Below are 20,366 nucleotides of genomic sequence, written 5' to 3'. Positions count from 1 at the left end.
CGCGAAAAGCTCCAGGGAAGATGATATGCGCGCCTCCGTCCTGATCGCAGCGCTTGCGCTGGCCGGCTGCCAGTCCGCCGAGGAAAAACACGCCGCCGATACGGGCGAGATCAAGGTCGTCAATGCCGACATCGATCAGGTCGCGGGCTTGCTCAAGGCCGCGGCGCCCAAGACCGCGGTCAAGCCCGGGCTGTGGAAGGCCGAGCTGCGGATCGAGGACGTCCAGGCGGGTGCGAACAGCGCGGCGCAGCTCCGCGCCGCCAAGGCGCTGGAGCGAACCACCACCGAATGCCGCACTGCCGAGCAATTGAAGCCGTTCGACATCGAGAAGCTGGAGAAGGCCGCCGGCACCTGCACCTTCCTCCGTTTCAATTCGGGCGCGGGTCAGGTCGATGCGCACATCAAGTGCAGCAAGTTCGAGGCACCCGTGACCGAGATCTTCATCAAGGGCACGACATCGAGCACCCAGTTCGACGTCGCGACGGAGAACCGCAGCGGCGTGGCCGGCCAGCCGAACTACGCCGTCGTCAAGATGCGCTCGACCGGCACCCGCGTCGGCGATTGCAAGGGCTGAGCGCGCCTAGCCGCCGAGCTGCGGGCGATAGGCGATCCGCCACATGATCGCGCCGATCGCCGCGGCGATCCCCGCCAGCAAGGCACTGGTGGCGATCGCGCTCAGCCAGCGAAACAGCCAGGCGCGATTGTCCATCGGCGGCATTTCGAACATTCCGAAGCCATAGGTCTGCGCGCCGACGAAGATCGCCATCGCCGTCACCGCACCGACCAGAGCGGCATGCCGCGCTCGCCTTAGCCCGGCGACATGCATCACCAGCCAGAGCGGTCCCCCGACCGCGGCGATGGCGATGCCCGAAAACAGGCTGCCGATCGCCCATCCACCCATCAGCGTCAGCGGCGCACGCTGTCCGCCGAGCAGCAACAGTCCGACGATGATCCCGCCCGCCAGCACACTGCCGACGCCCAGCGCGATGCCGACGCGATCGATCGTGGTGTCATAGCGGTGCGGCGCTTGCAGCGCGCTTCGTGTCATCGGTTCAGGCCCCCCTCCCGTTAGCCCGATGCTACGCGCGACTCCGATCCGCCTCAAGCACCTGCGTCGCGCGACGCGTTCCGTTCAACGAAAGCGGTCGAATACACCTTGGCGGCGGCAGCGTTCGACTCCCTCCCACCGACTCTGCGGCGCAGCCTGCCCCAGCGGCGGAACCGCCACCGCCTGCCCGATCGCGATCGGCGCGAAGGCGGATCTGTCCGCGCCGGCGCACTGCATCGCCGCATCAAGCATGCGCGGGGGCGTATCATAGCCTTCGCTGGAGAGCCTGAAGGTGCCCCAGTGAATCGGGATCGCCTGCGGGCGACCCAGCCCTTCCCAGACCCGGACCGCCTCCAACGGACCGATATGGCTACCGCTCGACATCTGCCCGGGCGCGAAGCGGAAGGCGCCGATCGGAATCGCGGCGAGGCGGATCGGGCCGAGCGCCGCTGCTTCCGCGGGCCATTCGCCATCGCCGAGCCCGGTATCGCCCGCGAAGAAGAAATTGCCGCCGGGAAGCGTCACGACGAAGCTCGACCACAAGGCCCGGTTGCGGTCCCTGAACCAGCGGCTGCCCCAATGGTGGTTGCGCATGACCGTCACCCCCACCCCCGGCCGCACCGCGCGCCGCTGCCCCCAGTCGAGCGCATGCGCGGCCACGCCGGCCTGCGCGATGACGCTGTCGTTGCCGAGGCTCGTGACGATCATCGGCCGATCGCGGTCCCACAGCCGCCTGAGGGTCGCCAGGTCCATATGATCATAATGGTTGTGGCTGACGAGGATGAGGTCGATCTTCGGCAGATCCTCGAAGCGCACCCCCGGCGCCGCAACCCGGCGCGGACCGAAGCCGAAGGGACCGGCTTGCTCGCTCCAGATCGGGTCGGCCAATATGTTGAGGCCATCGGCCTGCACCAGCAGCGTGGCGTGCCCCACCCAGGTCGCGAGCATCGCGCTGCCCTCGACTCGCGCCGGAGGCTTCGAAGTCCGCACGGCAACCGCGGCCGGCCATTCGGGCTGGTCGCTGTCGCCGAAGATCCGCCGCGCGATGAAGCCCGCGCGGCTGCGTCCGCCCGGCGCTGCGATCCGCTCGTCGTCGCCGTCCGGATTGAAGAAGCGCGCGCCGTCGAAATGGCTGCTCGCCGCTCCGCGATAATAGATGCGATCGAGGAAATGCGGCACGATCGTCAGCGCCAGACACACCGCAACGACGGTCCACAACAGTAGCGCCAGGAGAATTTTCAGGACACGCATCGCGCTTTGTCGCGGCCTGTGGCGACGCAATCAAGCTTGATCGCCGCCCTGCCCCTCCCCTAACCCCCACGCATGACCACCGCGCTGCCCCAGACCGACGATGAAGCCGCCGCCGAACTCGCGACGCTTGCCGCCGAGATCGCGCATCACAACCGGCGCTACCATTCCGAGGATGCGCCCGAGATCAGCGATGCCGAGTTCGACGCGCTGGTGCGCCGCAACGCGGCGATCGAAGCGGCTTTTCCCGCGCTCATCCGCGCCGATTCGCCCTCGCGCATGGTGGGCTCCGCGCCGGCCGCGCATCTCTCGAAGATCGCGCATGCACGGCCGATGTTCAGCCTCGACAATGCCTTTTCGGACGAGGATGTCGCCGATTTTCTCGGCCGAGTCCGCCGCTTCCTGAGCCTCGCGCCCCATGCGCCGATCACGCTCACCGCGGAGCCCAAGATCGATGGCCTGTCCTGTTCGCTGCGCTACGAGCAAGGGCGCCTTGTCCGAGCGCTCACCCGGGGCGACGGGCAGGTGGGCGAAGACGTGACCGCCAATGTCCGGACGATGGACGACATCCCCGATCTATTGCCGGGCTCGGTCCCGGAAATCGTCGAAGTGCGCGGCGAGGTCTATATGGAGAAAGCCGCGTTCCTCGCGCTCAACGCCCGCTTGCTCGACGAGGCCGAGGACCCGGCAAAGGCGCGCCAATTCGCCAACCCGCGCAACGCGGCCGCGGGCTCGCTGCGCCAGAAGGATGCCGGCGTCACCGCAGTGCGGCCGCTTCGCTTCCTCGCCTGGGGCTGGGGCGAAGTCTCGGAGGATCTGGCCGCCGGCCAGTATGACGCGATGCGCCGGATCGCCGGCTGGGGTTTCCCGGTTTCCGATCTGCTGGTCCGTAGCGACACGCTCGACGCGGCACTCGCCCAATATCGCACGATCGAGGCGCAGCGCGCCGATCTGCCCTTCGACATCGACGGCGTCGTCTACAAGCTCGATCGGATCGACTGGCAGGCGCGACTGGGCTTCGTCGGCCGCGCCCCGCGCTGGGCGGTCGCGCATAAATTTCCTGCCGAACGCGCCCAGACCCGGCTCAACGACATCGAGATCCAGGTCGGCCGCACCGGCAAGCTGACCCCGGTCGCCAAGCTCGAACCCGTCACCGTCGGCGGTGTCGTCGTGCGCAACGCGACGCTGCACAATGCCGACGAGATCGCCCGGTTGGGGGTTCGCCCCGGTGATCGCGTCATCCTTCAGCGCGCGGGCGACGTGATCCCGCAGATCGTCGAAAATCTCAGCCGCGACGAGGATCGCCCGGCTTATGTTTTCCCGGATCACTGCCCGCGCTGCGGCTCCGAAGCGGTCGCCGAGGAAGGCGAGGTGGATGTCCGCTGCACCGGCGGGCTGATCTGCCCGGCGCAGCGGCTCGAGCGGCTCAAGCATTTCGTCAGCCGGGGCGCGCTGGATATCGAAGGGTTGGGCGAAAAGACGCTGGTCGAGTTTCTCGATCTCGGCTGGATCACCGAACCCGCGGACATTTTCCGCCTGTCCGAGAAGCGCGACGCGCTGGTCGGGCGCGAGGGGTGGCAGGCCAAGTCGGTCGACGCGCTCTATGCTGCGATCGAAGCCAAGCGCGCACCCGATGCGGCCCGGCTGCTGTTCGGGCTCGGCATCCGCCATGTCGGCCAGATCACCGCGCGTGACCTGATTAAGCATTTCACCACTTTGCCCGCGCTGCGCGCCGCGGCCGAAGACGCGCGCGCGGGCGATGCGGATGCGCTGGCGGAGTTCGCGGCGATCGACGGCGTGGGCCCTATCGTCGTCGCGGCGCTCGGCGACTTCTTTCATGAAGCGCACAATATCCAGGCCTGGAACGACCTGCTCGACCAGGTCGCCCCGCCCCCCTTCATCGTGACCGCGCGCGACTCGGAAGTGACTGGGATGACATTGGTCTTCACCGGCAGCCTCGAGTCGCTGAGTCGCGACGAAGCGAAGGCGCAGGCCGAGTTGCTGGGCGCGCGGGTCGCCGGATCGGTCTCCGCGAAGACCGATCTCGTGATCGCGGGCCCGGGGGCCGGCTCGAAGCTCAAAAAGGCCGCGGAACTGCAGATTCGCGTCATTTCGGAGCAGGATTGGCGCGAAATTGTCCAGAAATCGCAGTGACTTTTTTGCAACGCAGCAAAGTGGAATCGCACGCTACTCACAGCTGGACGATTGGTTCCGATTGACTGTCATCGGACCGACATAAATTACTCGCATGGGCGGCCCGGACGGTGAACCGCACCGCGTGATCAGTGCTTCCGATGCACACCGACAGGGGAATACCAATGCGCACCAAGTTTTTCGCCGGCGTGGCTTTTGCCGCGCTCATGATTCCTGCGAGCGCCTACGCGCAGTCGACCGGCTCGATCGACTTCGATAACGACGCGGAAATCGTGGTTTCGGGAACCCGCACCAACGACGGCGTGAACGGCATTGTCGTTCCCGACACGTCGAAGGCGAAGGGCGTTCTCACTTCGGAGTTCATCCAGCGCCAGGCGCCGGGCCAGTCCATCAACGATGTGATCAACCAGCTTCCGGGTGTCAGCTTCCAGAATAACGATCCGTTCGGTTCCTCGGGCGGCACGATGACGATCCGCGGCTTTTCGGCAGACCGTATCAGCCAGACCTTCGACGGCGTACCCCTCAACGATTCGGGCAACTACGCGATCTATTCCAACCAGCAGCTCGATCCGGAAGTGATCGAGCAGGTCAACGTGAACCTCGGCACGACCGACATCGACAGCCCGACCGCATCGGCGACCGGATCGACAGTCAACTATCGCACGCGCGTTCCCGGCCAGGATTTCGGCGTGAAGCTGCTGGGCTCGGTCGGCGACTTCGAATTCTTCCGTATCTTCGGCATGGTCGACACCGGCGAGTTCACGCCGTTCGGCACGCGCGCTTTCTTCGCAGCCAGCACCGCGCGCAACGTTTCGCCCTTCAACCGGCGCGCGCAGGTCGAGAAGCAGCAGTATAACGGCCGCATCTATCAGCCGCTGGGCAGCAGCGGCGATTTCATCTCGCTCGCCGGCCACTACAATGAGAATCGCAACAACTTCCAGGGCTCGGTGCCGTTGCGCACCGACACCGCGGCAGTCACCGGCGCCCGCGTCGTGGGTCCAAACTCGAACAACCGCTTCCCGATCTCCAAGGACGAGCGCGAGTATGACGTGCCGCTCTGCACCATCAACACCGTCGCCCGCGCCGGCGTTGCCGACGTCGCAAACGGCTGCGGCTCGATCTTCGACGAGCGTTTCAACCCGTCGAACACCGGCAACATCCGCGGCGCATCGCGCTTCACGCTGGCCGAGGGCCTCGTCCTCGCGGTCGATCCGAGCTTCCAATATGTGAAGGCCAATGGCGGTGGCACCGCAGTCGGCCAGGAAGTGCGTCGCGACGTCAACGGCACCGGCGGCAATGCAAACTGCAACACGACGCCCAACGGCGCCGCAGTCAGCTGCCAGGTCGGCTATATCGGCGGCACGCCCTATTTCGGTCGTGACCTCAACGGCGACGGCGATCTGCTCGACACTGTTCGCGTCCTCGCGCCCAGCCAGACCCAGACGCACCGCATCGGCGTGATCTCGTCTGTGCGTTACGATCTCAGCCCAACGCAGAGCGTCCGCCTCGCTTACACCTACGATCGCGCTCGCCATCGCCAGACCGGCGAGACCGGCTTCCTGCAGCTCGATGGTCAGCCGTACGACGTGTTCCCGGTCAACAATGCTGTCGTTGACGTGAACGGCAACCCTCCGCAGAAGCGCGACCGTCTGTCGTTCGCGATCCTGCACAAGGGCGCGATCCAGTATAACGGCCGCTTCTTCGACGAGACGGTCCGTATCGAGGCAGGGCTGAGCATGCCCTTCTTCAAGCGTAACCTGACCAACTATTGCGCCACGTCGAGCGCAGCAGGCTTCGTCGAGTGCTTCGGCCCCGACACTGCCGGTCAGGCCGCCTATCTGGCCACCAACCCGACGCAGAATGTTCCCGGCGTGGGCGTCTTCCCAACCCAGGGACCGCAGAAGCGCGTGTTCAACTACAAGAAGCTGCTGCCGAGCATCGGCTACACCGCCGACATCAGCGATCGCTTCTCGCTGTTCGGCAATTATTCCAAGGGTATCCAGGTTCCGGGCACGGACAATCTGTACAACTCCTTCTACTTCCCGCGCAGCGCCGAGCAGGCCAATCCCGAGCCGGAGACGACCGACAATTTCGATACCGGCGTTCGCTATCGCTCGTCGGCCATCCAGGCGCAGGTCAGCATCTGGTACACCGACTATAAGAACCGGCTCGCTTCTGCCTATGACGCCGAACTGGACCGCACGATCTATCGCAACCTCGGTCGCGTGAAGAAGTCCGGCATCGACGGCAGCATCGCCTATCAGCCGATCCGTGAACTCAACGTCTATGCTTTCGGGTCGTATCTCGACTCGGAAATCCAGCAGGACGTCCAGATCGGTCGTACGTCGATTGCCAGCGCATTCGGCCCGGCCGGCACGGCAGTGTTCGCTCCGACCGCAGGCAAGCGTGAGGCCGGCGCGCCGGTCTACACCTTCGGCGGTGGCGCACAGGCGATCCTCGGCCCGGTCGAGCTCGGCTTCAACGTCAAGCGTACCGGTCCCCGCTACGTCTATGACACCAACGAGCCGGTGCGCGCGATCGTCGCGGGCACGACCTACCAGGTCTTCGGGAACAAGATCCCGGCCTACACGCTGGTCGACCTCAACGCACGTATCGGTCTCGAATGGGCCGGCCTGAACGACACGACCTTCTTCCAGCTGAACGTGCTCAACGCGTTCGACGAGTTGTGGGTCGGCGGCGTTGCCGGCAACCTCAACCAGGGCCCGACCTTCAACACGGCGGGTACGATCACCAATTATGGCTCGGCGCCGAACTCGCAGATCGGTTATCCGCGCACCTTCATCGGTTCGCTGGTAGTCGGCTTCTAAACTCGACCCAACCAAGCCTAGACGAAGCCGCCGCCCCAGCGATGGGGCGGCGGTTTTCGTTTGGGCCCCCGACCCACCCCTGCCGCCGCATTGCCCCCGCGAAGCCGGCGGTGTTAGAGGACGCTGTGCCCAATCCAGTCAAATCCGCGCGGCGGCTGATGCCGCCCACGTTGAAGGACCCCGGCCTGCTCTCGCGTCCCTTCTTCGAGGATAAGGGCCGCGCCTTCTGGATGCTGCAGGCGGCGGGGTGGAGCGGCTATCTGCTGCTGCGCACCGTCTCCAGCATCTCCAACACGATGTCGGTCGAGAATATCATCGTGCCGATCATCGAATCGATCGTCGGCTATTGCCTGACGCTGCTGCTCTCGGCGCTCTACGGCTATTATCGCAGGCTACCGCGGATCACCGGCATCCTACTGACGCTGGCGACGCTCGCCGCGGCGACGTTGATCTATGCGGTGCTCGACGCCTTCACCTTCTCGCTGATCAAGGCGGTCGAGCCGGGGATCAGCCTGAGCCTGGTGCTCGCCACCCTGTTCCTCAACTTCACCGTGCTCGCCGGCTGGTCGGCGCTCTATTTCGGGATCAATTTCTACCTGATCGTCGAGCAGCAGATCGATCAGATGCAGATCCTCGAGAACCAGGCATCGTCCGCACAACTGGCGATGCTGCGCTATCAGTTGAACCCCCATTTCCTGTTCAACACGCTCAACTCGATCTCGACGCTGGTGCTGCTCAAGCAGACCGAGCGGGCGAATATCATGCTCAGCCGCCTCTCCTCCTTCCTGCGTTATACGCTCGCCAACCAGCCGACCGCGCATGTGACACTGGCCCAGGAAGTCGAGACGTTGCAGCTCTATCTCGAGATCGAGAAGATGCGCTTCGATGAGCGGATGCGGGCGCATTTCGACATCGATCCGCGCTGCGCGAAGGCGCGATTGCCGTCGCTGCTGCTCCAGCCTTTGGTCGAAAACGCGATCAAATATGCGGTGACGCCGCAGGAAGAGGGCGCCGATATCACCGTCACCGCTCGGCTCGCCGGAGAACGGGTGCAGATCGCCGTATCGGATACCGGTCCTGGATTGATCGAAAGCAAACCAAGGCCGACCCTTTCAACCGGTGTGGGGCTCACCAACATAAGGGAGCGGCTGGCGCAGGCTTTCGGGCCCGACCACCGCTTCGAGACGCGTACGAACCCGGGGCAGGGGTTCAGCGTCGAGATCGAGATACCGTTCCAGCTCGAGGAACCCAACCGAGAGGCCGCATGACCATCCGAACCATCCTCGTCGACGACGAACCCCTTGCCATTCAGGGGCTCGAACTCCGCCTCGCCGAATATGAGGACGTCGAGATCATCGACAAATGCTCCAACGGCCGCGAGGCGATCCGCGCGATCAAGACCCACAAGCCCGACCTGGTCTTCCTCGACATCCAGATGCCCGGCTTCGACGGATTTTCGGTCGTCCAGGGGCTGATGGAAGTCGAGCCGCCGCTCTTCGTGTTCGTTACGGCCTATTCGGACCATGCGATCCGCGCCTTCGAAGCGCAGGCGATGGACTATCTGATGAAGCCGGTCGAGCCGAGCCGCCTCGCCGACACGCTCGATCGCGTCCGCCAGCGGCTGACCGAAAAGCGCGGCGTGGAGGAAGTCGAGAAACTGAAGGAAGTGCTGGCCGAGGTCGCCCCCGACGCGGCCGACGAGATGGCAGCGGCAGACGGCGGCGAGATGGCGGCGAACCGCTTCGAGAAGCTCATCAACATCAAGGATCGCGGCCAGATCTTCCGCGTCGACGTCGACACGATCGAGCGGATCGACGCCGCGGGCGACTATATGTGCATCTATACCGGCGACAATACGCTGATCCTGCGCGAGACCATGAAGGATCTGGAAAAGCGCCTCGATCCGCGCCGCTTCCAGCGCGTCCACCGCTCGACGATCGTCAATCTGGACCTGGTTCGGCAGGTGAAGCCGCACACCAACGGCGAATGCTTCCTCGTGCTGAACTCGGGCGCGTCGGTGAAGGTGAGCCGGTCGTACCGCGACGTTGTGGCGCGATTCGTCCACTGAGCATTAGGCGTTCGCGGGCTTAGCTTCGCACTTTTCGCGTGTTTCGTGAAACTCCGTTGCTCGACCGCGCAAGATCGTTGCTTGCAGCAATTTGGGTCGGGCTGACGATGAGAAAGATCGGGCGGCCGACCTAGCATATTTCACGCTTGATTGACAGGAACAAATCGGCAACATTGTGGCTCCGTAACGAGGGAGCGTCTCGATGCCCGATCAGTTCCACGCCTTCGCCGCGCTCCATGTGCCCGGCGATCCGCTGATCTTGTTCAACGTATGGGATGCGGGCAGCGCGGTCGTGGCCGCACGTGCCGGCGCCAAAGCGGTGGCGACGGGGAGTGCCTCGGTAGCGACCGCGCATGGCTTTAGCGACGCCGAGGCGTTGCCGATCGACCTGGCGCTGGCCAATGCCGAGCGAGTGAGGCGCGCGGTTTCGGTGCCGGTCTCGATCGACTTCGAAGGCGGCTATGCGGTCGATCCTGAGGCGCTGGGGGAGAATATGGCGCGGCTGCAGGCGACGGGGGCGATCGGGTGCAATTTCGAGGATCAGGTGATCGGCGGCGCGGGCATGCATGGCCTCGCCGCCCAGGCTCGTCGCATCGCCGCCATCCGGCGCGCGGTGGGGACGGATTTCTTCGTCAACGCGCGGACCGACATCTTCCTGCAGGCCAAGCCCGGGACGCATGACACAGCGATGGCCGATGCCGCGATCGAACGAGGGCGTGCCTATACAGATGCGGGGGCGAGCGGCTTCTTCGTGCCGGGGCTGGCGGATTTGCGGCTGCTCGAGCGCATTTGCGCGGCGGTGCCGTTGCCGGTGAATTTCATGGCCTTTCCGGGGGCGCCTGCCGCTCGGGATGTCGCGGCAACCGGGGTTGCGCGAATCAGCCATGGGCCTTTTCCGCATTTGCTGGCGCTGAAGGCGTTCGAGGATGCGGCTCGGGTGGCGTTTGGGGACTGACCGTCAAGAAGAGTGATTTCGCGCAACGACGCAACGACGCAACGATCTAGTGGGGTGAATGCTCTCGGGCGATGGGCTTTCAGACCGACTCAATGAGAAGATGCCGCTTCGCGGCCTTTTCTTTCGTTGCGTCGTCGCGTCGTTGCGCGATATCTCCTTCGGTGGTCAGGCCGCCCCTAGCAACCAGCCGCGAAACGCCGCCATCGCCGGGCTTTCGGCGCGGGAGTGGAGGCGGGTCAGCCAATAGGCGCCGGTGGCGACTTCTTGAGGAAACGGGCGCACCAGCCGTTCGGCGGCGAGATCGCGGGCGAACATGGCCGCAGGCAGCAGCGCCACGCCGAAGCCGGCCATCGCCGCGGCGGCCATGGCCGGGGAGCTGTCGAACACGGGGCCGCGCACCGGCGGACAAGGCGTGCCGGCCTGCGCGAACCATAGCGGCCATTCGTCGGCGCGGTAGGAGCGGAGCAATGGGTGGCGGACGAGATCGGCAGGGCTCGCCAGCCCGGCCGCCAGCGCGGGGGCGCAGAGCGGGGTCAGCGCTGCGTCGAGGATGCGATCGCTGTGGGTGCCGTGCCAGGCGCCGTTGCCGAAGCGGATCGCGACGTCGAGCCCCTCCCCCGCCAGATCGACGCGGTTGTTGTTGGTCAGCAGGCGCAAGTCGATGCCGGGATGCCGCGCGGTGAAATCGGGGAGCCGTTCGAGCAGCCAGCCGATCGCGAAAGTGGCGACGACGCCGACGGTGAGCACTTCCTGGAAGCGCCCGCCCGAGAAGCGACCGAGCGTTGCGCCGATCGCATCGAACGCCGATTGCACCACCGGGACCAGCGCCAGCCCCTCGTCGGTGAGCGCGATGCCGCGCGGCAGGCGGCGGAACAAGGGCACGCCGAGCCGTTCCTCGAGCGCCTTTACCTGATGGCTTACGGCGCCCTGGCTGACGCAGAGTTCGAGCCCGGCGCGGGTGAAGCTGAGATGGCGCGCCGAGGCTTCGAAGGCGCGCAGGGCGTTGAGCGGGAGCTGGGGGCGATCCATGCCTATCCATTAGCTCAGTTCATGGCTCTGTCGAGATTTGATGCTTTGCGGGCACGCGGTGGACGCGGCAATTTGTCGCTCGCAAAGGAGACAATAGATGGATCGACGGACATTCCTGTGGGCGAGCGGCTGCGCGATTGTGGCGACCGGTGCGGCTGCGGCCCCAATGAAGCTAATGACGCCACGTTTCGACGGAGCGTTTCAGGACGCAGTGCTCGCCACCGAAAAGGCCAGCGGCGGGAAGCTGGGGCTGGCGGTGATCGACACCGGAAGCGGCGAGCGTTTCCTGCACCGCGGCGACGAGCGCTTTCCGATGTGCAGCACCTTCAAGTTCGCACTGGCGGCAGGAATTTTGCGCAAAGTGGCGCAGAGAAGCGAACGTTTGGACCGAAAAATCGCAATAAGGCGCGCGGATCTGGTCAGCAATTCGCCCTTTTGCGAGGCGCGGGTGGGCGGCTCTGCGAGCATAAGCGAGCTGTGCCACACGACGATCATCACGAGCGACAATAGCGCCGCCAACCTGCTGCTGCGCACGGTCGGCGGGCCGGCGGGGTTCACGTGCCGGCTGCGGAGTTTCGGCGATACGGTGACGCGGCTCGATCGCTGGGAGACCGACATGGGCGAGGCCGCGCCGGGCGACGTGCGCGACACGACATCGCCGCGGGCGATGGCCGGGCTGGCGCAGCGGCTGGTGCTGGGCGATGCGCTGGCGCCTTCCAGCCGGGCGCAGCTGGTGGCCTGGATGAAGGATACGCGCACCAGTGCGACCAGCCTTCGCGCGGGGCTGCCCGAGGGCTGGGTCGTGGCCGACAAGACCGGGTCCGGCGGCTATGGCACGGACAATCTGGTCGGGGTGGTGTGGATGCCGGGGCGCGCGCCGCTGGTGGTGGCGAGCTATGTTACCGGGAGCAGGCTGGAGCATGCCCAGCGGCGCGGGCTGCATGCGCGGATCGGGCGGGCGCTTGGGGTGGCGTACGCGTAGCGTTCCCCACTACGCCGTCATCCCGGCGAAAGCCGGGATCCAGGGTCGCAGAGGGCTGGGCCGAGTAAGCTGGATCCCGGCTTTCGCCGGGATGACGAAGTCAGGGTTGTGGGGTCGTTTCGGGGGCGTCTTCAGCCGAAATATCCTCGCCCGTCTCGTCCGCACCCTCGGCAGGCCGCTCGAACCAGGCCTCCACCGGGCCGACCAGCTTGATCGTCAGCGGATTGCCCTTGCGATCGACCTTCTTGCCCATGGCGACGCGGACCCAGCCTTCGGAGAGGCAATATTCCTCGACGTCGCGGCGCTCGGCGCCCTTGAAGCGGATGCCGATGCCGCGTTCCAGGATCGCCTGATCGAAGAAGGGGCTGTTCTGATTGACCGAGAGGCGGTCGGGAGGAGTGTCGCTCATCGCCGCCCTTTGCCGCTATTGTTCGAGGCTTTCAAGATAACGGTGGATCGAGGAGACGACGACCGATCCCTCGCCCACCCCCGAGGCGACGCGCTTGACCGATCCGGCGCGGACGTCGCCCACCGCGAATATCCCCGGGCGGGTGGAGCAGAAGAAGGTCTCGCCCGAGCCGGTCTTGACGAAGCCGGCGCCATTGAGCGCGAGGCAATCGCCGAGCCAATCGGTGTTGGGCTGGGCGCCGATCATCACGAACAGCGCGCCGACCTCGTGGCGCCGGCGCTCGCCGGTCTGGCGGTCGGTCCAGGCGAGCGCATGCAGGTGGGTGTCGCCCTCGAGTTCGGAGACTTCGCTATACGGGTGGAGGGTGATGCGGTCCGATGCCTCGATCCGATCGATCAGATAGCTCGACATCGTCGCGGCGAGCCCCGGGCCGCGGACCAGGATATGGACGTGCGCCGAGGTGCGCGCGAGGAATATCGCCGCCTGCCCCGCCGAATTGCCTCCGCCGACCACGACGACCTCCTGGCTGGCGCACAGCCCGGCCTCCATGGCGGTGGCTGCGTAATAGATGCCGTTGCCCTCGAGCTCGGCATAGAGCGGCAGATCGAGCTTGCGATAGCGCGCGCCGGTGGCGACGACCACCGCATGCGCCTTCAGCGAGGCGCCGTCGTCGAGTCGGATGACGAAGGGCCGGGCGTCGCAATCGATGCCGGAGGCGCTGCGCGAGACGAGCAGCCGGGCGCCGAACTTCTGCGCCTGGACCTGTGCGCGGCCGGCGAGCGCCTGGCCCGAAATGCCGGTGGGGAAGCCGAGATAATTTTCGATCTTGGAACTGGTGCCTGCCTGGCCGCCGGGGGCGATCGATTCGATGACGATCGTGTCGAGCCCTTCGGACGCGGCATAGACCGCGGCGGCGAGCCCGGCGGGGCCGGCGCCGACCACCGCGACGTCGTGGACATGCTCGGGATCGACCTCGGTCGCCAGGCCGAGCGCGTCGGCCAGCTCGGCGATGCCCGGATTGCGCAGCGCCTTGCCCTCGGCGATCACCACCGGCAGATCGGCCTCGGTCAGCGCGAAGCAATCGAGGAAGCCGGCGGCGTCGGCGTCGGTCTCGGTATCGATGCGGCGATGGGGCAGCGCGTTGCGCGACAGGAAGGTCTCGATCCGCGCAGTGTCGGACGAATGCGCGGGGCCGATCAGCGCAACCCCCGCCTCACCGTGGAGCAGCATGCCGACCCGGCGCAGGATGAAGGCGCGCATCACGATCTCGCCGATATCGGGCTCGGCGACGATCATGCGGCGGAAGGCGGCGCGCTCGACCCGGACGACGCGGGTCCCCGGCGTGGCGCGGCCGGTGACGAGGACCTTGCGATCGTTGAACAGATCCAGCTCGCCGCTGAACTGGCCGGGGCGGTGGACATGGACGATATGATCGCGGCCTTCGGCATCGCCGTCGACGATCTCGATCGCGCCCTGGAGGCAGAGGAAGAAGTCTACGCTGCGATCGCCGCGGCGGAAGAGCAAGGCGCCCTCGGGAATCTCCTCGACCGTGCCGAAGGCAGTAACCCGCTCGGCCATGTCGGCGGCCAGGATCGGGAAGGTCTGCTCGGCGCGCGCATAGGGATCGGAAGGATCGAGCGCGGCGGCGGGCGAATCATGCTGGTTCATGCAGCTATCCTAGCCGTCTGCGCAGCGGATGCGACCCACCTATAAGTATGGCGGCGCAGACCCCGGGCCTGCGCCGCAATCAGGTTCAGCCGCAATAGCGGACGCGCACCCGTCGATCGAGATAGGGATCGTAGACTCGGCGCACCGAGCAGCGCTCATAGCCACGAAAGCGGCGATAATTGTCGCGATAATAATAGCCGTTGGTCGGATAATAACCGCGCTGGCGATAGTAGCGCCGGTCATAATCGTAGCGGCGATCGCCGCCGGCGATGGCGGCGCCGATCGCAAGGCCGGCGATGCCCGCGACGATCGCGGTGCCCGTATTGTCGCGGTCGCGATAGTGGCGGTAGCGCTGGGCGTCGGCAGTGGGGGCGACGGCGGTGAGGACACCGGCGCCGAGGACGGTGCCGAGCACGGCCTTCTTGACGAGACTGGTCATAATACTTCCTCCTCTAGTCTGGCACCGAAGGACCCCCGAGCGAGTCGCGGCGCTGATGATGGGGACGTAACGCATCGCGCCTGAACCGGTTCGAAATCGCGTGTTCAGCCGCGGTTTAGGCGATAATGACGCGCGATGAACTATTGGCTGCTTCGCTCCGAACCCGATGCCTATGGCTGGGACGACCTGATCCGCGATGGCGGCACCGAATGGAACGGCGTGCGCAACTATACGGCGCGCAATTTCCTGAAGGAAATGCAGCCGGGCGACCAGGCGATCTTCTACCATTCGAATACCGAGAAGGCCGCGGTGGGGGTGATGGAAATCACCCGCGCGTGGCAGCCCGACGGCGACGACGGCAAATGGGCGAGCGTGGCGGTAAAGCCGGTCGCGAAGCTGGCCAGGCCGGTGCCGCTAGCGGACATCAAGGCCGAGCCGCGGCTGAAGGAGCTGGAGATGATCCGCCAGTCGCGGCTGAGCGTGACTCCGGTGCGCGCCGCCGAGTGGAAGGTGCTGATGGAGATGGGCAGCTAGCCGCGCACCGATAAAAAAGGCCGGGCAGTTTCCCGCCCGGCCTGATTGCTTATGCCGTGACCTTCGCCCGGCTCGCCTTCTTGCGCTCGTGCGGATCGAGGTAGCGCTTGCGCAGGCGGATCGTCTTGGGGGTGACTTCGACCATCTCGTCATCGTCGATATAGGCGATGGCCTGCTCGAGCGTCATCTTCCAGGGCGGAGTCAGGCGGATCGCGTCGTCCTTGCCGCCCGAGGCGCGGAAGTTGGTGAGCTGCTTGGCCTTCATCGGATTGACTTCGAGATCGTCGGGCTTCGCATTCTCGCCGATGATCATGCCCTCATAGAGCTGCTCCTGGGGTGCGACCATCAGGATGCCGCGCTCCTCGAGCGGGCCGAGGGCGTAGGCGTTCGACTCGCCCGAGCCGTTCGAGATCAGCACGCCGTTCTTGCGGCCTTCGATCTTGCCCTTGTGCGGACCATATTTCTCGAACAGCCGGTTCATGATGCCCGTCCCGCGCGTGTCCGACAGGAACTCGCCATGATAGCCGATCATCCCGCGCGAAGGCGCCGAGAAGGTGATGCGGGTCTTGCCGCCGCCCGAGGGGCGCATGTCGGTCATCTCGGCCTTGCGGATGTTCATCTTCTCGACGACCGTGCCCGAATATTCCTCGTCCACGTCGATGATGACGGTCTCGTAGGGCTCGGTCTTGTTACCGTCCTCGTCGACCCCGAACAAAACCCGCGGGCGGCTGATGCCGAGCTCGAAGCCTTCGCGGCGCATCGTCTCGATCAGCACGCCGAGCTGGAGCTCGCCGCGGCCGGCGACTTCGTAGGAATCGCGGTCGTCGGCCTCGGTGACCTTGATCGCGACGTTCGATTCGGCTTCGCGGAACAGGCGATCGCGGATCATGCGGCTGGTCACCTTGGTGCCCTCGCGGCCCGCCATCGGCGAATCGTTGACGGCGAAGCGCATCGACAGCGTCGGCGGATCGATCGCCTGGGCGTGGAGCGGATCGGTGACCGAGGGATCGCAGATCGTGTTGGACACGGTGGCGACGGTCAGGCCGGCGAGCGAGATGATGTCGCCGGCATTGGCCTCGTCGGTGGGGACGCGCTCGAGACCGCGGAAGGTCATGATCTTCGATGCGCGGCCGGTCTCGACGACCTTGCCGTCATTGTCGAGCGCATGGATCGCCTGGTTGGTCTTGAGCGAGCCCGAGAAGACCAGGCCGGTGAGGATGCGGCCAAGGAAATTGTCGCGATCGAGCAGGGTCACGAGGAACTTGAACGGACCATCGGGATCGGCGGAAGGCGCGGGCACATGATCGACGATCTTCTGGAACAGCGGCTTCAGCGTGCCCTCGCGCAGATTGAAATCGCCTTCATTGGCATAGCCGTTGCGGCCCGAGGCATAGAGCACGGGGAAATCGAGCTGCTCGTCGCTGGCCTCCAGGCTGACGAAGAGATCGAACACTTCGTCGAGCACTTCCTGGATGCGCTCGTCGGGACGATCGATCTTGTTGACGACGACGATCGGCTTGAGCCCGAGCGCGAGCGCCTTGCCGGTGACGAACTTGGTCTGCGGCATCGCGCCTTCCGACGCGTCGACCAGCAGGATCACGCCATCGACCATCGACAGGATGCGCTCGACTTCGCCGCCGAAATCGGCGTGGCCGGGCGTATCGACGATGTTGATCCGCGTGCCTTCCCACTCGACCGAGGTGCACTTGGCGAGAATGGTGATGCCACGCTCTTTTTCGAGATCGTTCGAATCCATCGCCCGCTCTTCGATGCGCTGGTTGTCGCGGAACGTGCCGGACTGGCGGAAAAGCTGGTCGACGAGCGTGGTCTTGCCGTGATCGACGTGGGCGATGATCGCCACGTTGCGAAGATTCATGAATGCTATCCTGGATGCCGCTGAGATGCGGTGCGCGGGGCCTTTAGCGGATTTTGTGCGTTGCGGGAAGACCAAGCCGAACTAGGATCAGCGACATGGCCGATAGATTGAAGATTCTCGTGATCCTGGGGAGTGTCCGCGAAGGCCGAATGGCGCTTCCGGTCGGGCAATGGGTGGTCGAGCAGGCGGCTTCTCGGGAGGCGCTCGACTGCGAGCTGGTGGACCTCAAGCAATGGGACCTGCCCTTCTACCCATTCGCGAAAGCGCCGTCGGCGGGGCACTATAGCGATCCGCTGCAGATTCGATGGGCGGAGAAGGTGGCGAGCGCGGACGGCTATATCCTGATCGCGCCGGAATATAATCATGGGCCGCCCGCGGTGCTGAAGAACGCGCTCGACTTCGTCTATGCCGAGTGGAACCGCAAGCCGGTGACCTTCGTGGGCTATGGCGGCAACGGCGCGGCGCGATCGATCGAGCAGCTGACCTGCATCGCCCGCGAGCTGCAGATGGCGCCGCTGGAGGGTTCGGTCCACATCATGGGGGTGTGGGGCAAGGTGAAGGACGGGACCTTCGCCGGCGACGAGAAGGACCTGCGCTGGCTGGGGCATGCGTTCGACGAGGTGGAATGGTGGGGCCGCGCGCTGGCCGCGGCGCGACGGGAATCCTGACCGCCCTTGGCGAAGCCGCTCGCGTGTATTATCTGAATGACACAGTTGGATCGCGACGGCTTAGCCTCTATTGGTAGTCCGATCAGCTTTGGAGGCGGTTTGAGATGGCGAGCGAGACTTTGGTAGCCGAGCAGGATCTGGTCCTCACCCCGCCCGAACCGGTGCCGGTGGTGGCGCCCGCCAAGGCGGCGGGGCTGGTGCCCGTCGAGGATGCGAAGAAGACCGAGCTGCAGGCGCGGGTCGACCAGTTCATCGACGATCTGGTGGTGCAGGACGTCAATTCGCCCGAATTCGGCAAGCGCGTCGATGCGATCGCGGCGATGGGCCAGAAAGAAATCCGCGACGCGGCGGGGCAATCGAACCGCTTCCTCGATCGGCCGATCAAGGCGATGGGCAGCGACACCGGCGTCGGAGCGGACCTGTTGGCATTGCGTCGCACGGTCGAGCAGCTCGATCCCAGCAAGAATGGCAAGCTGATCGGCGGCAAGGGCGGCGGCATTTTCGAGCGGCTGTTCGGCAGCGGCATGACCAAATATTTCCAGAAATATCAGTCTTCGCAGACCCACATCAATTCGATCCTCAAGAGCCTCGGCAACGGCAAGGACGAGCTGCTGATGGACAATGCCGCGATCGACACCGAGCGCGCCAATCTGTGGAACGCGATGGGGCGGCTGGAGCAGATGATCTATCTCTCCAAGGCGATGGACGAGCGGCTCGAGGACAAGGCGAACGAACTCGACCATAGCGATCCGGCCAAGGCCAAGGCGATCCGCGAGACCGCGCTCTTCTATGTCCGCCAGCGCACGCAGGATCTGCTGACCCAGATGGCGGTGACGGTGCAGGGCTATCTGGCGCTGGATCTGGTCAAGAAGAACAATGTCGAGCTGGTGAAGGGGGTCGATCGCGCCTCGACCACCACGGTCGCAGCGCTGCGTACGGCGGTGACGGTGGCGCAGGCGCTGACCAACCAGAAATTGGTGCTCGACCAGATCACCGCCCTCAACACGACGACCGCGGGGCTGATCGATTCGACGGGGCAATTGCTCAAGAGCCAGTCGGCGGCGATCCACGAGCAGGCCGCCGCCTCGACGATCCCCGTCGAGACGCTGCAGCGCGCCTTCCAGAATATCTATGACACGATGGATGCGATCGACACGTTCAAGCTGAAGGCGCTCGATTCGATGAAGACCACGGTCCACACGCTTTCGGGCGAGGTCGAGAAGTCGAAGGGCTATATCGCGCGGGCCGAGGGGGCATCGCAGAACCAGCTCGGCGGCCCTGCCGACAGCTTCAAGCTGGAGGCGATGTAGGCCGTGACCGACGTCGATCGCCTGAGTGCGCGCGCCAACGAGCTGATCGAGCGGACGCGCGCCCGTGCCCCCGCTACCGCCGCCGACCAGCGACTCCGCCGGCGGCGCGAGGCCGAAGTGGTGGGCCGCGTGGGGCGGATCGCGATCGCCGACGGGGCGATCCTGCTCGGCGCCTTCATCTTCGCGCTTGCGGTGGCGCCGCTGGGGGTGACCGGGGTTATGCTGGTCGCGGCGCTGCTGGTCGCTGCCACCTTGCTGTTCGCGTTCATGCCGGTGGGCGGCGCGCCCGACGTGGTGCAGCTGAGCCAGGTACCCCTGAAGTCGCTGCCGCGGACGACCGAGCATTGGCTCGACACGCAGCGCCCTGCTTTGCCCGCGCCGGTGCTCGGGCTGGTCGATTCAATCGGGGTGAAGCTGGAAATGCTGGCGCCGCAACTGGCGATGCTCGACGAGAGCCAGCCGGCGGCGGGCGAGGTGCGAAAGCTGATCGGCGAGCAATTGCCCGAGCTGGTCAAGGGCTACACGCGCGTGCCCGAGCCGCTGCGCCGCGTCGAGCGCAACGGGCTGACCCCGGACCAGCAACTCGCGCAGGGGCTGCAGGTGATCGACGACGAGATCGCCGAGATGTCGGCGCAGCTGGCGCAGGGGGACCTGGATCTGCTGGCGACGCGCGGGCGCTATCTGCAGATAAAATATCAGGGGGATGGCGAGGGCTGATCCGGCCCGGCATAGTCCGCGTCGAACGCCCGCGCGAGTTCGCCCAGACTGATCGACCCGAAACGCGCGATCAGCAGCGCCTCGGCCTCCTGCAGCGCATCCGCGACGGCTTCGTTGACCAGCTTTTCGACGAGGCAATGGGTGGGCCCGGCCTCGTTGCCGATCGCGAAGATCTGTGGCCCGCCGACCGCGCGATGGACGTCGAGCAACGAGATCCGATCTAGATCGCAGGCGAGCAGCCAGCCGCCGCCATGACCCTTTTCCGAGCGGACATAACCCGCGTCGCGCAGCCCCGCCATCGTGCGGCGGACGACCACCGGATTGGTGCGTAGCATCGTCGCGATCGTCTCCGACGTCATCGGCCCGTCATGGCGCGCCATGTGCAGGAGAATATGAAGCATTCGGGAAAGACGGCTGTCGCGGCGCATCACTC

General features: G+C 65.6%; 19 protein-coding genes. 11 read left to right on the top strand and 8 right to left on the bottom strand.

Features of this window, described 5'->3' with window-relative positions; genetic code table 11:
• The first annotated feature begins 25 nt into the window (after window positions 1-25).
• A complete protein-coding gene (locus OKW87_RS15065; RefSeq protein ID WP_265540726.1) occupies window positions 26-574 on the top strand; it encodes a DUF3617 domain-containing protein in 549 nt (182 codons plus the stop codon).
• Between the two features lie 6 nt (window positions 575-580).
• On the opposite strand, the gene OKW87_RS15060 is transcribed toward OKW87_RS15065, so the two are convergent.
• Window positions 581-1,048: a hypothetical protein gene (locus OKW87_RS15060; RefSeq protein WP_265540725.1), complete on the bottom strand. Its 468-nt coding sequence runs from the start codon at window positions 1,046-1,048 to the stop codon at window positions 581-583.
• Window positions 1,049-1,132: 84 nt separating this feature from the next.
• On the bottom strand, window positions 1,133-2,299 hold the full coding sequence (locus OKW87_RS15055; RefSeq protein ID WP_265540724.1) for an MBL fold metallo-hydrolase: 1,167 nt from the start codon (window positions 2,297-2,299) through the stop codon (window positions 1,133-1,135).
• 72 nt (window positions 2,300-2,371) lie between these two features.
• Between OKW87_RS15055 and ligA the strand changes: the two genes are divergently transcribed.
• From ligA to OKW87_RS15030, 5 genes are all read left to right on the top strand, one after another.
• Entirely contained in the window at window positions 2,372-4,450 is a 2,079-nt protein-coding gene (gene ligA / locus OKW87_RS15050) for an NAD-dependent DNA ligase LigA (RefSeq protein ID WP_265540722.1), read from the top strand.
• 164 nt (window positions 4,451-4,614) lie between these two features.
• Window positions 4,615-7,278, top strand: coding sequence for a TonB-dependent receptor (locus OKW87_RS15045; RefSeq protein WP_265540720.1), 2,664 nt, complete (start codon window positions 4,615-4,617; stop codon window positions 7,276-7,278).
• 158 nt (window positions 7,279-7,436) lie between these two features.
• Entirely contained in the window at window positions 7,437-8,546 is a 1,110-nt protein-coding gene (locus OKW87_RS15040; protein ID WP_265544149.1) for a sensor histidine kinase, read from the top strand.
• Window positions 8,543-9,346: a LytR/AlgR family response regulator transcription factor gene (locus tag OKW87_RS15035; protein WP_265540718.1), complete on the top strand. Its 804-nt coding sequence runs from the start codon at window positions 8,543-8,545 to the stop codon at window positions 9,344-9,346. The genes OKW87_RS15040 and OKW87_RS15035 overlap by 4 nt, the downstream gene beginning before the upstream one ends.
• Before the next feature lie 202 nt (window positions 9,347-9,548).
• Window positions 9,549-10,301: an isocitrate lyase/PEP mutase family protein gene (locus OKW87_RS15030; protein WP_265540716.1), complete on the top strand. Its 753-nt coding sequence runs from the start codon at window positions 9,549-9,551 to the stop codon at window positions 10,299-10,301.
• 165 nt (window positions 10,302-10,466) lie between these two features.
• Here OKW87_RS15030 and OKW87_RS15025 read toward each other — a convergent pair whose 3' ends face one another.
• A complete protein-coding gene (locus tag OKW87_RS15025) occupies window positions 10,467-11,330 on the bottom strand; it encodes a LysR family transcriptional regulator (RefSeq protein WP_265540714.1) in 864 nt (287 codons plus the stop codon).
• A 175-nt stretch (window positions 11,331-11,505) separates the two neighbouring features.
• Here OKW87_RS15025 and bla point away from each other — a divergent pair, with 175 nt between their 5' ends.
• The gene (gene bla / locus OKW87_RS15020) at window positions 11,506-12,312 is read left to right on the top strand and encodes a class A beta-lactamase (protein WP_265540713.1); all 807 of its coding nucleotides are present in this window, start codon (window positions 11,506-11,508) and stop codon (window positions 12,310-12,312) included.
• Window positions 12,313-12,412: 100 nt separating this feature from the next.
• On the opposite strand, the gene OKW87_RS15015 is transcribed toward bla, so the two are convergent.
• From OKW87_RS15015 to OKW87_RS15005, 3 genes are all read right to left on the bottom strand, one after another.
• Window positions 12,413-12,721, bottom strand: a complete 309-nt coding sequence (locus OKW87_RS15015) for a DUF3297 family protein (protein ID WP_265540711.1) — start codon at window positions 12,719-12,721, stop codon at window positions 12,413-12,415.
• Between the two features lie 15 nt (window positions 12,722-12,736).
• A complete protein-coding gene (locus tag OKW87_RS15010; RefSeq protein ID WP_265540709.1) occupies window positions 12,737-14,389 on the bottom strand; it encodes an FAD-dependent oxidoreductase in 1,653 nt (550 codons plus the stop codon).
• An 85-nt stretch (window positions 14,390-14,474) separates the two neighbouring features.
• Window positions 14,475-14,828, bottom strand: coding sequence for a hypothetical protein (locus OKW87_RS15005; RefSeq protein ID WP_265540708.1), 354 nt, complete (start codon window positions 14,826-14,828; stop codon window positions 14,475-14,477).
• Between the two features lie 135 nt (window positions 14,829-14,963).
• Between OKW87_RS15005 and OKW87_RS15000 the strand changes: the two genes are divergently transcribed.
• Window positions 14,964-15,362 (top strand): EVE domain-containing protein, encoded by a 399-nt coding sequence (locus OKW87_RS15000; RefSeq protein ID WP_265540706.1) that lies wholly within the window; start codon window positions 14,964-14,966, stop codon window positions 15,360-15,362.
• A gap of 49 nt (window positions 15,363-15,411) precedes the next feature.
• Here OKW87_RS15000 and typA read toward each other — a convergent pair whose 3' ends face one another.
• Entirely contained in the window at window positions 15,412-17,238 is a 1,827-nt protein-coding gene (gene typA / locus OKW87_RS14995) for a translational GTPase TypA (RefSeq protein ID WP_265540705.1), read from the bottom strand.
• A 95-nt stretch (window positions 17,239-17,333) separates the two neighbouring features.
• Between typA and OKW87_RS14990 the strand changes: the two genes are divergently transcribed.
• From OKW87_RS14990 to OKW87_RS14980, 3 genes are all read left to right on the top strand, one after another.
• Window positions 17,334-17,906, top strand: coding sequence for an NADPH-dependent FMN reductase (locus OKW87_RS14990; RefSeq protein ID WP_265540703.1), 573 nt, complete (start codon window positions 17,334-17,336; stop codon window positions 17,904-17,906).
• A 104-nt stretch (window positions 17,907-18,010) separates the two neighbouring features.
• Entirely contained in the window at window positions 18,011-19,216 is a 1,206-nt protein-coding gene (locus tag OKW87_RS14985) for a toxic anion resistance protein (RefSeq protein ID WP_265540702.1), read from the top strand.
• 3 nt (window positions 19,217-19,219) lie between these two features.
• Window positions 19,220-19,933: a hypothetical protein gene (locus tag OKW87_RS14980; RefSeq protein ID WP_265540701.1), complete on the top strand. Its 714-nt coding sequence runs from the start codon at window positions 19,220-19,222 to the stop codon at window positions 19,931-19,933.
• On the opposite strand, the gene OKW87_RS14975 is transcribed toward OKW87_RS14980, so the two are convergent.
• Complete coding sequence (locus OKW87_RS14975; RefSeq protein ID WP_265540700.1) at window positions 19,912-20,361, bottom strand: Rrf2 family transcriptional regulator; 450 nt, start codon at window positions 20,359-20,361, stop codon at window positions 19,912-19,914. The genes OKW87_RS14980 and OKW87_RS14975 overlap by 22 nt on opposite strands.
• Window positions 20,362-20,366 lie beyond the last annotated feature (5 nt).

Origin of the sequence: Sphingomonas sp. M1-B02, assembly GCF_026167525.1 — a bacterium.
GTDB lineage: Bacteria > Pseudomonadota > Alphaproteobacteria > Sphingomonadales > Sphingomonadaceae > Sphingomonas.
This window is presented reverse-complemented; position numbering and strand designations above follow the sequence as displayed.

Excerpts from the sequence above, each read along its gene's own strand:
- ligA (WP_265540722.1), top strand. The coding sequence starts at position 2,372 with ATGACCACCGCGCTGCCCCAGACCGACGATGAAGCCGCCGCCGAACTC.
- OKW87_RS15000 (WP_265540706.1), top strand. The coding sequence starts at position 14,964 with ATGAACTATTGGCTGCTTCGCTCCGAACCCGATGCCTATGGCTGGGAC.
- OKW87_RS15035 (WP_265540718.1), top strand. The coding sequence starts at position 8,543 with ATGACCATCCGAACCATCCTCGTCGACGACGAACCCCTTGCCATTCAG.
- OKW87_RS15045 (WP_265540720.1), top strand. The coding sequence starts at position 4,615 with ATGCGCACCAAGTTTTTCGCCGGCGTGGCTTTTGCCGCGCTCATGATT.
- OKW87_RS15060 (WP_265540725.1), bottom strand. The coding sequence starts at position 1,048 with ATGACACGAAGCGCGCTGCAAGCGCCGCACCGCTATGACACCACGATC.
- OKW87_RS15040 (WP_265544149.1), top strand. The coding sequence starts at position 7,437 with ATGCCGCCCACGTTGAAGGACCCCGGCCTGCTCTCGCGTCCCTTCTTC.
- OKW87_RS15055 (WP_265540724.1), bottom strand. The coding sequence starts at position 2,299 with ATGCGTGTCCTGAAAATTCTCCTGGCGCTACTGTTGTGGACCGTCGTT.
- OKW87_RS14975 (WP_265540700.1), bottom strand. The coding sequence starts at position 20,361 with ATGCGCCGCGACAGCCGTCTTTCCCGAATGCTTCATATTCTCCTGCAC.
- typA (WP_265540705.1), bottom strand. The coding sequence starts at position 17,238 with ATGAATCTTCGCAACGTGGCGATCATCGCCCACGTCGATCACGGCAAG.
- OKW87_RS15010 (WP_265540709.1), bottom strand. The coding sequence starts at position 14,389 with ATGAACCAGCATGATTCGCCCGCCGCCGCGCTCGATCCTTCCGATCCC.
- OKW87_RS15030 (WP_265540716.1), top strand. The coding sequence starts at position 9,549 with ATGCCCGATCAGTTCCACGCCTTCGCCGCGCTCCATGTGCCCGGCGAT.
- OKW87_RS15015 (WP_265540711.1), bottom strand. The coding sequence starts at position 12,721 with ATGAGCGACACTCCTCCCGACCGCCTCTCGGTCAATCAGAACAGCCCC.
- OKW87_RS15005 (WP_265540708.1), bottom strand. The coding sequence starts at position 14,828 with ATGACCAGTCTCGTCAAGAAGGCCGTGCTCGGCACCGTCCTCGGCGCC.
- OKW87_RS15065 (WP_265540726.1), top strand. The coding sequence starts at position 26 with ATGCGCGCCTCCGTCCTGATCGCAGCGCTTGCGCTGGCCGGCTGCCAG.
- OKW87_RS15025 (WP_265540714.1), bottom strand. The coding sequence starts at position 11,330 with ATGGATCGCCCCCAGCTCCCGCTCAACGCCCTGCGCGCCTTCGAAGCC.
- OKW87_RS14990 (WP_265540703.1), top strand. The coding sequence starts at position 17,334 with ATGGCCGATAGATTGAAGATTCTCGTGATCCTGGGGAGTGTCCGCGAA.
- bla (WP_265540713.1), top strand. The coding sequence starts at position 11,506 with ATGACGCCACGTTTCGACGGAGCGTTTCAGGACGCAGTGCTCGCCACC.
- OKW87_RS14985 (WP_265540702.1), top strand. The coding sequence starts at position 18,011 with ATGGCGAGCGAGACTTTGGTAGCCGAGCAGGATCTGGTCCTCACCCCG.